At 66.2% G+C, this 14562-nt stretch carries 12 protein-coding genes; 4 read left to right on the forward strand and 8 right to left on the reverse strand.

The window, feature by feature from the left end; all coding sequences use genetic code 11:
- Nucleotides 1-4: 4 nt before the first annotated feature.
- The 4 genes from SIDU_RS05870 to murI form a co-directional block, all read right to left on the reverse strand.
- Complete coding sequence (locus SIDU_RS05870; RefSeq protein WP_007685806.1) at nt 5-1588, reverse strand: cisplatin damage response ATP-dependent DNA ligase; 1584 nt, start codon at nt 1586-1588, stop codon at nt 5-7.
- A gap of 138 nt (nt 1589-1726) precedes the next feature.
- Complete coding sequence (locus SIDU_RS05875; RefSeq protein WP_007685808.1) at nt 1727-2719, reverse strand: ligase-associated DNA damage response exonuclease; 993 nt, start codon at nt 2717-2719, stop codon at nt 1727-1729.
- Nucleotides 2720-2961: 242 nt separating this feature from the next.
- Nucleotides 2962-4182, reverse strand: a complete 1221-nt coding sequence (gene hemA / locus SIDU_RS05880; RefSeq protein ID WP_007685809.1) for a 5-aminolevulinate synthase — start codon at nt 4180-4182, stop codon at nt 2962-2964.
- Between the two features lie 153 nt (nt 4183-4335).
- A complete protein-coding gene (gene murI / locus SIDU_RS05885) occupies nt 4336-5139 on the reverse strand; it encodes a glutamate racemase (protein ID WP_007685811.1) in 804 nt (267 codons plus the stop codon).
- A gap of 296 nt (nt 5140-5435) precedes the next feature.
- Here murI and plsY point away from each other — a divergent pair, with 296 nt between their 5' ends.
- The 3 genes from plsY to topA all read left to right on the forward strand — a co-directional run bounded on the left by plsY (nt 5436) and on the right by topA (nt 9831).
- On the forward strand, nt 5436-6050 hold the full coding sequence (plsY, locus tag SIDU_RS05890; RefSeq protein ID WP_025772017.1) for a glycerol-3-phosphate 1-O-acyltransferase PlsY: 615 nt from the start codon (nt 5436-5438) through the stop codon (nt 6048-6050).
- Nucleotides 6047-7129: a DNA-processing protein DprA gene (dprA, locus tag SIDU_RS05895; protein WP_007685814.1), complete on the forward strand. Its 1083-nt coding sequence runs from the start codon at nt 6047-6049 to the stop codon at nt 7127-7129. The genes plsY and dprA overlap by 4 nt, the downstream gene beginning before the upstream one ends.
- A 113-nt stretch (nt 7130-7242) precedes the next feature.
- The gene (gene topA / locus SIDU_RS05900) at nt 7243-9831 is read left to right on the forward strand and encodes a type I DNA topoisomerase (RefSeq protein WP_007685816.1); all 2589 of its coding nucleotides are present in this window, start codon (nt 7243-7245) and stop codon (nt 9829-9831) included.
- Between the two features lie 91 nt (nt 9832-9922).
- On the opposite strand, the gene era is transcribed toward topA, so the two are convergent.
- From era to lepB, 4 genes are all read right to left on the reverse strand, one after another.
- Nucleotides 9923-10831: a GTPase Era gene (era, locus tag SIDU_RS05905; RefSeq protein ID WP_007685818.1), complete on the reverse strand. Its 909-nt coding sequence runs from the start codon at nt 10829-10831 to the stop codon at nt 9923-9925.
- A 36-nt stretch (nt 10832-10867) separates the two neighbouring features.
- Nucleotides 10868-11155 (reverse strand): GIY-YIG nuclease family protein, encoded by a 288-nt coding sequence (locus SIDU_RS05910; RefSeq protein ID WP_007685820.1) that lies wholly within the window; start codon nt 11153-11155, stop codon nt 10868-10870.
- Nucleotides 11156-11239: 84 nt separating this feature from the next.
- On the reverse strand, nt 11240-11953 hold the full coding sequence (rnc, locus tag SIDU_RS05915; RefSeq protein ID WP_007685822.1) for a ribonuclease III: 714 nt from the start codon (nt 11951-11953) through the stop codon (nt 11240-11242).
- The gene (lepB, locus tag SIDU_RS05920; RefSeq protein ID WP_007685824.1) at nt 11908-12732 is read right to left on the reverse strand and encodes a signal peptidase I; all 825 of its coding nucleotides are present in this window, start codon (nt 12730-12732) and stop codon (nt 11908-11910) included. Before lepB ends, rnc begins: the two co-directional genes overlap by 46 nt.
- 235 nt (nt 12733-12967) lie before the next feature.
- Between lepB and pgi the strand changes: the two genes are divergently transcribed.
- Complete coding sequence (pgi, locus tag SIDU_RS05925; RefSeq protein ID WP_007685825.1) at nt 12968-14473, forward strand: glucose-6-phosphate isomerase; 1506 nt, start codon at nt 12968-12970, stop codon at nt 14471-14473.
- Nucleotides 14474-14562: the final 89 nt, after the last annotated feature.

Raw genomic sequence — 14562 nt, forward strand, 5'->3', positions numbered from 1 at the left:
GCGGTCAGATCAGGAACCGCCTGAGGCCGGCGATGCTGTCCGCTTCATGCGCCGGCTTGTCGCGGCGGATGCGGGATATGCGGGGAAAGCGCATGGCGAGGCCGGACTTGTGCCGCCTGCTTTCGTGGATGCTGTCGAAGGCGACCTCCAGCACCAGCGACTTTTCCACCTCCCGCACCGGGCCGAAACGGTTGACCGTGTTGGTCCGCACGAAGCGGTCGAGCCATTTCAGTTCCTCGTCGGTGAAGCCGCTATACGCCTTTCCCACGGGCAGCAGTTCGCCCTCCTCCGTCCAGCAGCCGAAGGTGTAGTCGGAATAGAAGGATGAGCGTTTGCCGTGGCCGCGCTGCGCGTACATCATCACGCAGTCGGCGGTCAGCGGGTCGCGTTTCCATTTATACCAGAGCGCGGCCTTTCGCCCCGCGACATAGGGGCTGTCGCGGCGTTTGAGCATCACGCCCTCTATGGCGGCGTCGCGGGCGCCTGCGCGGATGTCGGCGAGTGCGTGGAAATCGGGCGCTTCGATCAGGGCGGACAGATCGAAGCGGTGCGGGTCGAGTTGCGGGACGATGCTTTCCAGCCGGGCGCGGCGTTGTTCCCACGGCAGCGGGCGGAGGTCTTCGTCGGCGTCCAGCAATATGTCGTAGAGGCGGACGAAGGCGGGATAGTCGTCCATCATCTTCGCCGTCACCGCCTTGCGGCCCAGCCGTTGCTGGAGGGCGTTGAAGCTGGCCGCTTCGCCTCCCTGGAATTCGCCCTTCACCAGCAGTTCGCCGTCAAGGACGGCATGATGGCGCAGCGCCTGCGCTATGTCGGGGAAGCTGCCGGTGATGTCGTCCCCGGCGCGGCTGTAGAGGCGGGTTTCGCCGGGCGTGCCGACGATCTGGACGCGGATGCCGTCCCATTTCCATTCGGCGGCATAGTCGGTGAGGTCGACGCTTTCCGCCTCCAGCGGGTGGGCGAGCATGAAGGGGCGGAAGAAGGGCGTGCCCGCCGGGTCGGGACGCTCCGCCTTCCCCTCTGCCCATTGGAAGAGGGCGGCATAGGGCGGGGCGAGGGCGTGCCAGCATTCCTCCACATCGTCGACGTCGAGGTTGAAGGCCTGCGCGAAGCCGGTCTTGGCGAGGCGGGCGGAGATGCCGACGCGCAGGCCGCCGGTCGCCAGCTTGAGCAGGGCGAAGCGGCCGGAGGCATCGAGATGATCCATCATCCGGGCGAGGATCGCGGGGGCGGCGGCGCGGCTGGTGGCGTGGAGCCGGTCTATGATGGCGGAGAGGGTGAGGGAGCCGTCGTCGACCTCCGGCGGCTGGTCTTCGGCCTTGGGCCAGAGCAGGGCGACGGTTTCGGCCAGGTCGCCGACATAGTCGCGGCTCATTTCGAACAGGACGGGGTCGACGCGGGCGCGGGTCATTTCGGCGATGGTGGAAGCCTTGACCGCCTTCAGGTCCAGATTGCCGGTGAGGGCGGCGAGCGCCCAGCCCCGGTCGGGGTCGGGGGCGCTGCGCATATAGGCGGCAATGAGGTCCAGCTTGCCGTTGCGGGAGCGGGTGTAGACCAGGCCGTCGAGGAGTTGGGAGAAGGCGCGCATTTCAATCCCGACCCCCGTTCGTTTCGAGCGCAGTCGAGAAACGAGGCAGGACCGAGTTCAGCGACGCCAAATGGTATGTGCGTGCTATCCGTTTCTCGACTGCGCTCGAAACGAACGGATGTGGTGCGGTGGGGACCATCAGCCCTCATCCTCGTCTTCGCGGCCGATCAGGGCCAGCGCGCGGGCTCGCATCTGGTGGGTCATGCACCAGTGGAGCAGGGCTTCCTCCCGGCCGTGGGTGATCCAGGTTTCCGACGGGGCGACTTCGCGGATGGTGTCGGTCAGTTCGTCCCAGTCGGCATGGTCGGAGATGATGAGGGGCAGTTCGACATTGCGCTGGCGGGCGCGCTGGCGGACGCGCATCCAGCCCGACGCCATGGCGGTGATAGGATCGGGCAGGCGGCGGCTCCAGCGGTCGTTGAGGGCCGAAGGGGGCGCCACGACGATGCGGCCGCGCAGCTCTTTGGCGGGTTGATCGGTGGCGGGGCGCAGCTCGCCCAGATCGACGCCGAATTGCGCGTAGAGGGCGCACATGCGGTCCAGCGCGCCGTGGATGTGGATGGGGTCGTGATGTCCTCTTGCGCGCAGTTCGCTGATGAGGCGTTGCGCCTTGCCAAGGGCATAGGCGCCGACCAGCACGCAGCGGTCGGGATTGGCGTGGAGGGCGGCGAGCAGGCGGTCGACTTCGCTGCCGGTGTCGGGATGGCGGAAGACGGGGAGGCCGAAGGTGGCTTCGGTGACAAAAATGTCGCAGGGGACGGGCTGGAAGGGCTGGCAGGTGGGGTCGGGGCGGCGTTTATAGTCGCCGGTGACGACGACGCGCTCGCCCGCATGGTCGAGGACGATCTGGGCTGAACCGAGGACGTGACCGGCGGGAATGTAGCTGATCGTGACGCCGTTCATGCGGATTTCTTCGCCATAGGGAAGCGCCGTGCCGGATGCGGTGCCGTAGCGGAGGGCCATGATGGCCAGCGTCTCCCGCGTCGCCCAGACATGGCCATGGCCGCCCCGCGCATGATCGGCATGGCCGTGGGTGACGAGGGCGCGCTCCTGAGGGACGGATGGATCGATCCAGGCATCGGCCGGGCGGACATAGATGCCGGTCGGGTGGGGTTCGATCCAGTGGGGCATGGCTGTCTGAAAATGGTGAGGGAGGCGGGTTGGTTCCGCAAGGGGCTTTGCATGGCCGCGGGGTGGGAGCGCGCGTGGCGGCGTGGCGTTGCGCTTCGCGCCGTTAGGAGGCGCGGCGGGCGGGGTGAATTGCTCGAAGGATGGAAGAGGGATTTCAACTTGGGCGTTGAAGATCGCCTCGGGTGTCGCGCCAGCCCACCCCCTAACCCCCTCCCGCTTGCGGGAGGGGGGATGTGTGTTTCTTAGGCTGCTTTCTTGAATTCCAGTTCCAGGCGGTCCCAGATTTCCACCAGGGCGTCGACCAGTTCGCGCATCATCGCTTCGCTGTGCGCCGGGCCGGGGGTGAAGCGCAGGCGTTCCGTGCCGCGGGGGACGGTGGGGTAGTTGATCGGCTGCACATAGGCGCCATATTCGGCGAGCAATATGTCGCTGATCCGCTTGGCCTTCACCGGATCGCCCACCATCAGCGGGACGATGTGCGTGACCGAGGGCATGACCGGCAGGCCCGCTTCGGCCATCATCCGCTTGAGGGTCGCGGCGGACGCCTGCTGGCCCTCCCGTTCCTCGCTCGACTGCTTGAGGTGGCGGACGCTGGCCAGCACGCCAGCGACCAGCACCGGCGACAGGGATGTGGTGAAGATGAAGCCGGGCGCATAGCTGCGGATCACGTCGACGATCATCTGGTCGGCGGCGATATAGCCGCCCATGACGCCGAACGCCTTGCCCAGCGTGCCTTCGATGATGGTCAGGCGATGGGCGACCTCATCCCGTTCGGAAATGCCGCCGCCGCGCGCGCCGTACATGCCGACCGCATGGACCTCGTCCAGATAGGTGAGGGCGTTATATTCGTCCGCCAGATCGCAGATCGCCGCGATGGGGGCGATGTCGCCGTCCATCGAATAGACGCTTTCGAAGGCGATCAGCTTGGGCGCGTCGGGGTCTTCGGCGGCCAGCAATTCGCGCAGATGGTCGACGTCATTGTGGCGGAACACCCGCTTTTCGCAGCCCGAATTGCGGATGCCCGCGATCATCGAGGCATGGTTCAGCTCGTCGGAGAAGATGATGCAGCCGGGCAGGATCTTCGCCAGGGTGGACAGCGTCGCCTCGTTCGAGACATAGCCGGAGGTGAACAGCAGCGCGCCTTCCTTGCCGTGCAGGTCGGCGAGTTCCGCTTCCAAGTCGACATGATAATGGGTGTTGCCGCCGATGTTGCGGGTGCCGCCGGAGCCTGCGCCGACATCGTGCAGCGCCTCTTCCATCGCGGCGACGACCTTGGGATGCTGGCCCATGGCGAGATAGTCGTTGGAGCACCAGACGGTGATCGGCTTCGGCCCGTTATGGCCGTGGAAGCAACGGGCGTTGGGGAAGGCGCCCTTGTTGCGCAGGATGTCGATGAACACCCGATAGCGACCTTCGCTATGGAGCCGGTCGATCGCCTGCGTGAAGATATGCTTGTAGTTCACTTGAACGCCCAGTCCCTGTTCCCGCATCCCCTCTTTAGAGGGGCATTTATCCGCTGTTTCGGCCTATTACCAGTGATAACCGCTCGCAGCCTTAGGGAGAATTACCTATCACACTGATAGAAAGGCTTGCGATTGGACCAAAGGTCCACCCCTTCAAAGCCCCTCTATCCTTGGCAGGCCATAGCTTTCAAGAGCGGGGCGGAGCCGTTCGACGCTTTCGTCCAGACGGGTGAAGACGGCGGTTCCGGGGAGCGGTTCCGACGGCCATGGCTGCCCCTGGGTGAGATAGGCGATGCGGCGGGCAATTCCTTCACCGCCGTGCACGAAACGGAGCGGGCGGGGCGATGCGGCGGCCAGTTCGGCCTCCACCAGCGGGAAATGCGTGCAGGCGAGGACCACTATGTCCATCCGGTCGCCGCCGGGCTGGTCCAGCAGCCCGGCCAGAGCGTCTCGCGCCACGGCGGGGTCCAGCGGTTCGCCGCGCAATTTCGCTTCGGCCAGTTGCACGAGGGCAGCCGAGCCATGGCGCAGGACGGTGCAGTCAGCGCCATGTTCGGCGGCGAGGCGGTCGACATAGGGCTGGCGGACCGTGGCGTCGGTGCCGAGGACGCCGAAGACCCGGCTTTGCGAGAGCAGCGCGGCGGGCTTGATCGCGGGAACGGTGCCGACGACGGGGATGTCCAGCGCAGCGCGCACCGCCGACAGGGCGATGGTGGATGCGGTGTTGCAGGCGATGACCGCCAGGCGCGGGCGGTAGCGTTCGACCAGGCGGCCCAGCAATGCGGGCACGCGGGCGGCGATCTCCGCCTCGCTCCTTGTGCCGTAGGGGAAGCCTGCGCTGTCCGCCGCATAGACGACCGGGGCATGGGGCAGGGCGGCTTGGGCGGGGGCCAGGATGGAAAGGCCGCCGACGCCGGAATCGAAGAAGAGCAGGGGTGCCTGGGGTGCGACTGTCATTATGGTCCGACATGTCGTGGGATGGGGCGGGTCTGTCAACATGGGGGAGGGGTTTGGCGTGGATGGCGGGCGTTGAAATCCTCCCTGCGCGAAGCGTGGGGAAGGGGGGACCAGCCGCAGGCTGGTGGAGGGGAAGGGGCGCGACCTGTGGATTTCCCCTCCACCATTCGCTTCGCGAACGGTCCCCCTCCCCATCTGTGATGGGGAGGAATTGGATGTTTCCATATATGTCGCCTTCGCCATTGCCCGGCGCGTTGGGGGCGCTATGGTCGCGCCGCAACTATTTCGGCGAGATCATGACTCCTCCCTGGCTTCTTCCCGCATTCGTCCTGTTGGTCGGTTATCTGCTGGGTTCCATACCCTTCGGGCTGTTGCTGACGCGCTTCACCGGGGCGGGCGACCTGCGCAAGATCGGGTCTGGGAATATCGGCGCGACCAATGTGTTGCGCACCGGGCGCAAGGGGCTGGCGGCGGCGACGCTGCTGCTCGACCTGCTGAAGGGCGGAGCGGCGGTGCTGGTCGGCGCGGCGCTGGTCGAGGGCGGCGGGCCGATGGCGGGGGCCATGGCCTTTATCGGGCATTGCTATCCTGTCTGGCTGCGCTTTGCCGGGGGCAAGGGCGTGGCGACCATGATGGGCGTGGTGACGGCGCTTTACTGGCCTGCCGGGATCGTCTTCGCTGTCGTGTGGCTGGGCGCGCTGTTCGGGACAAAATGGTCGTCCGTGGGCGGCATGGCGGCGGCGGTGAGCGCGCCTGTCGCCATGTGGTGCTTCGGCCGGATCGACCTGGTTCCCGTCGCGCTGGCGCTGGCGCTGATCGTGCTGTGGCGGCACCGGGAGAATATCGCACGCCTCCTAAGGGGCACCGAGCCGAAGGTGGGCGCTTCGAAAAAGGCTCCGACCGGGGAATGAGCGAGCAGGAGCGGTTCAACCGCCTGCGCCTGATCCGTTCGCCGCGCATCGGCCCTGTCACCTTCCGCCAGTTGATGGCGCGCTTCGGCACGGCGGGCGAGGCTTTGCGGGCGCTGCCGGACATGGCGGCGCGGGGCGGCGGCAAGGCCAGCATCGTCGACGCGAAGATAATCGAGCAGGAAATCGCCCGCAGCCGGGCGGCCGGCGCCCGCTACCTGATCATGGGCGATGCCGATTACCCCTTCCTGCTCGACCAGATGGAGGGCGCGCCGCCCGCTCTGATCGTGCGCGGCGACGTGTCGCTGGCGGCGCGGGAATGCGTGGCGATGGTGGGGGCGCGCAATGCCTCCGCCGCCGCGTGCCGGTTCGCCCGCATGCTGGCGCAGGAACTGGGGCAGCGGGGTGCGGTGGTGGTGTCCGGGCTGGCGCGGGGCATCGATACGGCCGCGCATCAGGGCGCGCTGGAGAGCGGCACCATCGCCGTCATCGCCTGCGGCATCGACATCGCCTTTCCGCCGGAAAATGCGGAGTTGCAGGAGCGGCTGGCCGAGCAAGGACTGCTCGTCACCGAGCATCCGCCGGGCACGCAGCCCCTGGCCCGGCAGTTTCCAGCGCGCAACAGGATCATAGCCGGGCTGGCCAGGGGCACCGTAGTGGTCGAGGCCGCGCCCAAATCCGGCTCGCTGATCACGGCGCGACTGGCGGGGGAGGCGGGACGGGAGGTGATGGCGGTGCCCGGCTCCCCGCTCGATCCCCGCGCCCAGGGGTGCAACCAGTTGATCCGCGAGGGCGCGGTGCTGATCCAGAACGCCGCCGACGTGATCGAGGCGATCGGCGCCATCGATCCGCGCATGGTTCGGCAAGCCGGAGGCGACTTTGCGGGCGAGCCGCCGTCGGGCGACGTGGCCGAGCGGGAGCGGGCGTCGGTCGTCGCGCTGCTGGGGCCGGCGCCCGTGCCGGTGGATGAACTGATAAGGCTGTCGGGCCTTGGCCCCGCCGTGGTGCAGACCGTGCTGCTGGAACTGGAACTCGCCGCCCGGCTGGAACGGCATGCGGGCGGGAAGGTCAGCCTGTCGTGACGGGGCGTCCTGACCGCGCGGAATGCCGCCTGCATCGCGGCGGCTTGACGGGGGGCGGAAACAGCTTTCAGACTCGCGCGTGTACGTGAGAGACAATTTGAACCGGGGCTTGAATGCAGCTTGTCATCGTTGAATCGCCGGCCAAGGCGAAGACCATCGAAAAATATCTGGGCGGCGATTTCCATGTGCTGGCCAGCTATGGGCATATTCGCGACCTGCCGCCCAAGGACGGGTCGGTGGACCCCGACAACGGCTTTGCCATGAGTTGGGAAAATTATGGCGACAAGGGCAAGCAGCTAAAGGCCATTGCCGACGAAGCCAAGAAGGCGACCCGGCTGATCCTGGCGACCGACCCCGATCGCGAGGGGGAGGCGATAAGCTGGCATGTGCAGGAGGTGCTGCGCGCCAAGAAGGCCTTGCCGCAGAAGGTCGACCGCGTGACCTTCAACGCGATCACCAAGCAGGCGGTGACGGAGGCGATGGCGCAGCCGCGCGCGCTGGACGAGGATCTGATCGACGCCTACCGGGCGCGGCGGGCGCTGGATTATCTGGTCGGCTTCACGCTGTCGCCGGTGTTGTGGCGCAAGCTGCCGGGCGCCAAGTCGGCGGGGCGGGTGCAGTCGGTGGCGCTGCGGCTGGTGGTCGAGCGGGAGCGCGAGATCGAGAGTTTCGTGCCGCAGGAATATTGGTCGGTCGCGGCGGAAATGGAGCAGGCGGGGCAGGGTTTCACCGCCCGGCTGGTCAAGTGGCGCGGCGAGAAGATCGAGCGGCTGACCATCGGCCGGGAAGGCGACTCCATGGCCGCGAAGGCGGACGTGGAGGCGGGGCGCTTCACCGTCGAGAAGGTCGAGACCAAGCCGGTTTCGCGCAATCCTCCGCCGCCCTTCACGACTTCGACGCTTCAGCAGGAGGCGGCGCGCAAGCTGGGCTTTTCCGCCAGCCATACGATGCGGATCGCGCAGCAGCTTTATGAGGATGGCGCGATCACCTATATGCGTACCGATGGCGTGCAGATGGACGGCAGCGCCATCTCGGCAGCGCGCAAGGCGATAGCGGAGCGTTATGACGGGGGCTATCTGCCTGAAAAGCCGCGCCAATATCAGACCAAGGCGAAGAATGCGCAGGAAGCGCACGAAGCGATCCGCCCGACCGAATTTTACCGGGACAAGGTGGGATCGGGCGACCATGGGCGGCTGTACGACCTGATCTTCAAGCGGGCGCTGGCGAGCCAGATGGCGTCGGCGCGGCTGGAACGGACGACGGTCGATCTGGTGGACGGGACCGGGCAGCATGGGCTGCGCGCCACGGGCCAGGTGGTGATCTTTCCGGGGTTCCTGGCGCTTTATGAGGAAGGCCGGGACGATCCTGAGCGCGGCTCCGGCAAACATGCCTCCGCCGATGGCGAGGACGACGACAGCAAGCTGTTGCCGCGCATGGCGGCGGGCGATGCCCCGGCGAAGCGGAAGGTGACGGCGGAGCAGCATTTCACCCAGCCGCCGCCGCGCTATTCCGAAGCGTCGCTGGTCAAGAAGCTGGAGGAATTGGGAATCGGGCGGCCCTCCACCTATGCATCGACCTTGCAGGTGCTCAAGGACCGCGACTATGTGCGGATCGAGAAGAACCGCTTTTTCGCGGAGGAGAGCGGACGGCTGGTGACGGCTTTCCTGGAGCGTTTCTTCGAACGTTATGTGTCCTACGACTTCACGGCGGGGCTGGAGGAGGAGCTGGACGATATTTCCGGCGGGCGTGCCCAGTGGCAGGCGGTGCTGGAAGCCTTCTGGCGCGATTTCAAGCCCAAGACCGCCGAGGTGATGGAGCAGAAGCCGTCGGACATCACGGCGGAACTGGACAAGTTTCTGGAGCCGATGCTGTTTCCGCCCAAGGCGGACGGGTCCAACCCCCGCGCCTGCCCGATGTGCGGTGACGGGCAATTGTCGCTGCGCGGCGGGCGGTTCGGGGCGTTCATCGCCTGTTCCAACTATCCCGAATGCAAATATACGCGCAAGTTCGGGCAGCCGGGCGGCAAGGACGGGGCCGAGGATAGCGGGCCGGAAGTGCTGGGCAAGCATCCTGAGACCGGGCAGGATATCGTCCGGAAATCCGGGCGGTTCGGCCCCTATATCGAGATGGGAGAGGGCAAGGAGGCCAAGCGCGGGTCCATTCCCAAGGATTTGCCCGATGGCGAATTGACGCTGGACTGGGCGGTGAAGCTGCTGAGCCTGCCCCGCGAGATCGGACCGCATCCGGAGACGGGCAAGCCCATCGTGGCGAATATCGGGCGGTTCGGGCCTTATCTGCTGCATGACGGCAAATATGGGCGGCTTTCCTCCACCGCCGAGATTTTCGAGGTGGGGATGAACAGCGCCGTCGCGAAGCTGGCGGACGCGGCGAACAGGGGCGGGCGCGGGGCTTCATCGCGGGAGCCGCTGAAGGTGCTGGGCAAGCATCCGCGCACAGAGGCCGAGATCAAGCTGATGGCGGGGCGTTATGGACCTTATGTGACTGACGGCACGACCAACGCGACCCTGCCCAAGACGATCGAGCAGGACGCCCTGACGCTGGAGGAAGCGGCGCAGTTGATCGATGCGCGGGCTGCGGCGGCGCCTGCGAAAAAGGGGAAGAAGGCGGCGGCCAAAAAGGGTGCGGCGAAGAAGCCCGCTGCGAAGAAGGCGCCTGCGAAGAAGAAGGTGGCGGCGGAGTAATTCGGCTTCCGTTCGTTTCGAGCGAAGTCGAGAAACGAGAAGCGTACTCTATCCGCTTCTCGACTTCGCTCGAAGCGAACGGTGAAACGGCTTACTCCACCCAGTCCAGGCCGATGTCGCGGTAGATGAAGCGGTCGTCCTCCCAATCCTCCTTCACCTTGACGTGGAGGTAGAGATGGACCTTGACGCCCAGCAGGCTGGCCAGTTCGGCGCGGGCCTTCGAGCCGATTTCCTTGAGGCGCTGGCCGCCCTTGCCCAGCACGATGGCGCGCTGGCTGGCGCGGCCGACCAGTATCTGCTGGTGGATTTCCACCGATCCGTCATCCCGCTCGCTATATTTTTCCGTGTCGACGGCGGCGGCATAGGGGAGTTCGGCGTGGAGTTGATGGTATAGCTGCTCGCGGGTGATTTCCGCCGCCAGCATGCGGTCGGTGGCGTCGGAGACCTGATCCTCCGGGAAGTGCCAGGGGCCTTCGGGCATGGCCCTGGCGAAGGCGGTCTTGAGTTCGGGAAGGCCGTCGCCGGTCGCGGCGCTGACGAAGAAGGTCTCCGCTATGTCGAGCTGTTCGTAGAGGCGCTGGGTGTGGACCAGCAGCTTTTCCTTGATGGCGATGTCGACCTTGTTGAGGATCAGCCATTTCTTTTCCGGGCGGGCGGCGAGGGCGCCGACGATCGGTTCCATCTTGGCGCCCAGGCCCGCCTTGCCGTCGACGACCAGCGCGATCAGGTCGGCGCCCTGCGCGCCGCCCCATGCGGCCTGCACCATGGCGCGGTCCAGGCGTCGCCTGGGCTGAAAGATGCCGGGGGTGTCGACGAGGACCATCTGCGCCTCGCCCTCTATCGCGACGCCCATGACGCGGGTGCGGGTGGTCTGCGCCTTGGGGCTGGTGATCGCCACCTTCTGGCCGACCAGCGCGTTCACCAGCGTGGATTTGCCCGCGTTGGGCGCGCCGACTATGGCGATGACGCCGCAATGTTGCTGAACTTCTGAACCTTCCAAATTTAACTCCGTTCGCCCTGAGCCTGTCGAAGGGCTTTACTTTTCCTGGTTCGAGCGCGCCAAGGTGGAGATGAGTTTCCAGTCCTCGCGGATGAGCGCGAGTTTCTTGGCCCGGCTCCAGCCCTTGATTTGGCGCTCTGCTTCCAGCGCCTCCATACGGGTTCCGAACTCCTGCGACCAGACCAGTTTTATCGGGCGGCGGTTTTGGGTGTGGCCGGGGATTGCGCCTGTTTCATGTTGCGCGATGCGGGTTTCGAGGTTGTCGGTGTGGCCGGTGTAGAAGCTGCGGTCAGCGCAGTGGAGGAGGTAGGTCCAGAAGGGCAATGTCGTTCCAGAAGAAAGAAAAGCCCTTCGACAGGCTCAGGGCGAACGGGGTGGGGTTGTGTGCCAGTTGCGGGCGTGGGGCGGTTAAGCGGTGAGTTGGTCCAGCAATGCCTTTGCCGCTGCGGTTTCCGCTTCCTGTTTGGAGCCGCCGGTCGCGCTTGCTTCGCCCGCGCCCTTGATGCTGACCGTTACCGTGAATTTCAGCGCGTGGTGGGGGCCGGAGCGGTCGGTCATCGCATATTCCGGGGGCTTGCGCTTGTTGGCGGCGGCCCATTCCTGGAGGGCGGACTTGGGATGTTTGGGGGCGCTTGCCTGGGTGTCGACGCGGTCGGCCCAGAGGCGGCGGACCAGGGTGCGGGCTTCCTCCAGGCCGCCCTCCAGATAGAGCGCGCCGATCAGCGCCTCCATCACGTCGCCCAGCACATTGTCGCTGTCGGCCGCGCCGTCGTCGCGGGCCTGCTTGCCGAGGATGAGATGCGCCGGAACCCCGGCGCTGCGGGCGACTTCGGCGCAGGTCTCGCCCGACACCAGCGCATTGAAGCGGCGGGAGAGCTTGCCTTCCGGTTCGCCCGAAAAGCGGTCATAGACCCATTCGGCGATCAGCAGGCCGAGGATGCGGTCGCCCAGGAACTCCAGCCGTTCATAGTTCACCGCATGGGCGCTGCCATGGGTCAGCGCTTGATGGAAGGCGGTCCGATCCTTCGGCGCGTGGCCGATCAGGGCCTTCAGCCAGCCTTCGGTGTCCGCTTTCGTCAAAAGCCTTCCCCGATGCGGCTCCAGCGCGCCGCGGACACCCATGTCCAGGGGAGCAGCCAGTTGGCGCTGCCGTCCGTGGAGAAGACGGAGATCATCGCCTTGCCCACCAGATTTTCCTCCGGCACCAGGCCGATGCCGCCGCCGTCGACCGCCGGGAAGCGGCTGTCGGCGCTGCGGTCGCGATTGTCGCCCATCATGAAGAGATGGCCTTCGGGCACCACCACCGTGTCGCGGTCGTCCGCCGCGCCGTCCGGCACCAGGTCGAGGACGTTATAGCTCTTGCCGCCGGGCAGGGTTTCGCGGAACTGCGGGTAGCGGCACTGGCGGCCGCCTCCGGCAAGCGGTTCCTCGAACTTGGGGCGGTAGCAGGGGGAGGGGCTGCCCTCCCTGGCCGCCGCATCCTCCATATTGGGGGTGACGGGGATGACGAGGTCGGCCACCTTCTGCTTCGGGATTGCCTGGCCGTTCAGGTAGACGGTGCCGCCGCGCACGGAGATCATGTCGCCGGGCAGGCCGATGACGCGCTTGATATAGTCGTTCTTCTGGTTCGGCGGCGCCTTGAACACTACGACGTCACCCCGCTGCGGCGTGGAGGCGAGGATGCGGCCGGGGATCAGCGGAATGCCGAAGGGCAGCGAATAGCGCGAATAGCCATAGGGCCATTTCGCCACCAGCAGATAATCGCCGATCAGCAGGCGCGGCTGCATGGATTCCGACGGGATGTTGAAGGGCGACACGATGAAGCTGCGCAGGACGAAGACGAACACCGCCAGCTTTGCGAGAAACCAGAGGAAATCCCGCGTTTCGGATTTTGCGCTCATGCTTTGGTCGTCTTTTCCTTCGATCCGCCTTGAAAACAGGCCGTCGCGGCTTTTGCGGGTTCGTAAAGCCGCCGTCAAGGAGGCTAGAGGTGAACGGGTCATCACCCTATGCTGCCCTGCAGCCTGAATTTTCTGTCCGAACGGTGCAATAGCGGAACGACTTGGCTAGGATGGGCAAGAATCGACAGGTGCAGCGTCGGTATCGATCAACGGCGAAACAAGAGGATATTCCCCAATGTCCAGCCCTGCACTGGCAGCGCTCGCGGCTCTTCCCCAGGCCGATCTCAAGTCCATCTTCACCGCCGATCCCGACCGGCTGAGCAAGTTCACGCTGACCCAGGGGCCGATCCGTTTCGACTGGTCGAAGACTCATCTGACCGACGATCTGTTCGCCGGCTTTCTGAAGCTGGCGGAGGAGAGGGGCTTTGCCGCGCAGCGGGACGCGCTGTTCGCGGGCGAGGCGGTGAACAATAGCGAGGGCCGCGCCGCCGAGCATCCCGCCGAGCGGGGCGAGGGCAATGCCGACAGCGTGGCGCGGGCCAAGATGTTCCATGCGCGGATGCGGGCGCTGATCGACGCGATAGAGGGCGAGGCGCTGGGGCCGGTCCGGCATATTTTGCATATCGGCATCGGCGGGTCGGCGCTGGGGCCGGACCTGATCGTCGATGCGCTGGGCGGGGACGGGGCGCGTTATGACGTCGCCATCGTGTCCAATGTCGACGGCACGGCGCTGGAGCGGGCGATTTCGCGGTTCGATCCGGAAGCGACATTGATTGCGGTCGCTTCCAAGACCTTCACCACGACCGAGACCATGCTGAACGCCGCGAGCGCGATCAACTGGATGGTCGAGGCGGGAGTGGACGATCCCTATGGCCGGGTGATCGCGCTGACCGCCTCGCCGGACAAGGCCATCGAATGGGGCGTGGACGAGACGCGGGTGCTGCCCTTCGCGGAGTCCGTGGGCGGGCGCTATTCGCTCTGGTCGTCCATCGGCTTTCCGGCAGCGCTGGCGCTGGGCTGGGATGCGTTCGAAAGCCTGCTGGAGGGCGCGGCGGCGATGGACCGGCATTTCCGGCTGAGCGATCCCGGCCGGAACGCGCCGCTGATCGCGGCCTTTGTCGATCAATATTATGCGCGGATATTGGGGTGCCAGACGCGGGCCTTGTTCGCCTATGACGAAAGGCTGCGGCTGCTGCCATCCTATCTCCAGCAACTGGAGATGGAGAGCAACGGCAAGAGCGTGACGCGGGACGGCGCGCCGGTCGACGGGCCGACGGCGGCGATCACCTGGGGCGGGGTCGGCACGGACGCGCAGCATGCGGTGTTCCAGTTGCTGCATCAGGGGACGATCCTGACGCCGGTGGAGTTCATCGCCTCCATCGAGCCGGGCCATGCGCTCGATCCGGCGCATCATCGGGCTTTGCTGGTCAACTGCTTCGCGCAGGGGGCGGCTTTGATGCGGGGGAAGGAGAATGACGCCGATCCGGCGCGGGCCTATCCCGGCAACCGGCCTTCGACCACCATCCTGCTGGACGATGTGACGCCCGAAGTGCTGGGGGCGCTGATCGCCTTCTACGAGCATCGGACCTTCGCCAATGCGGTGCTGATGGGGATCAATCCGTTCGACCAGTTCGGGGTCGAACTGGGCAAGGAGATCGCCAGGTCCATCGAGGCGGAGGGGCCGAAGGGCTTCGATCCGTCGACCATGGCGTTGATCGACCTGGCCTTGGGCGGGCTTTGACGAGCAGGTCCATCCCGCTTGCGGGACGAGCTTAGCCAGATTCCGATTTGTAACTCCGCCGGGGACGCTCCATATGCGGGCGCAATGCA

Origin of the sequence: Sphingobium indicum B90A, from assembly GCF_000264945.2 — a bacterium.
GTDB classification, from domain to species: Bacteria; Pseudomonadota; Alphaproteobacteria; order Sphingomonadales; family Sphingomonadaceae; genus Sphingobium; species Sphingobium indicum.

What these genes read in the sequence shown, in the direction of transcription:
- topA (WP_007685816.1), top strand. Translation starts at nt 7,243, where the DNA reads ATGCAGCTTGTCATCGTTGAATCGCCGGCCAAGGCGAAGACCATCGAA.
- murI (WP_007685811.1), bottom strand. Translation starts at nt 5,139, where the DNA reads ATGACAGTCGCACCCCAGGCACCCCTGCTCTTCTTCGATTCCGGCGTC.
- rnc (WP_007685822.1), bottom strand. Translation starts at nt 11,953, where the DNA reads ATGGGTGTCCGCGGCGCGCTGGAGCCGCATCGGGGAAGGCTTTTGACG.
- pgi (WP_007685825.1), top strand. Translation starts at nt 12,968, where the DNA reads ATGTCCAGCCCTGCACTGGCAGCGCTCGCGGCTCTTCCCCAGGCCGAT.
- SIDU_RS05875 (WP_007685808.1), bottom strand. Translation starts at nt 2,719, where the DNA reads ATGCCCCACTGGATCGAACCCCACCCGACCGGCATCTATGTCCGCCCG.
- plsY (WP_025772017.1), top strand. Translation starts at nt 5,436, where the DNA reads ATGACTCCTCCCTGGCTTCTTCCCGCATTCGTCCTGTTGGTCGGTTAT.
- SIDU_RS05870 (WP_007685806.1), bottom strand. Translation starts at nt 1,588, where the DNA reads ATGCGCGCCTTCTCCCAACTCCTCGACGGCCTGGTCTACACCCGCTCC.
- dprA (WP_007685814.1), top strand. Translation starts at nt 6,047, where the DNA reads ATGAGCGAGCAGGAGCGGTTCAACCGCCTGCGCCTGATCCGTTCGCCG.
- lepB (WP_007685824.1), bottom strand. Translation starts at nt 12,732, where the DNA reads ATGAGCGCAAAATCCGAAACGCGGGATTTCCTCTGGTTTCTCGCAAAG.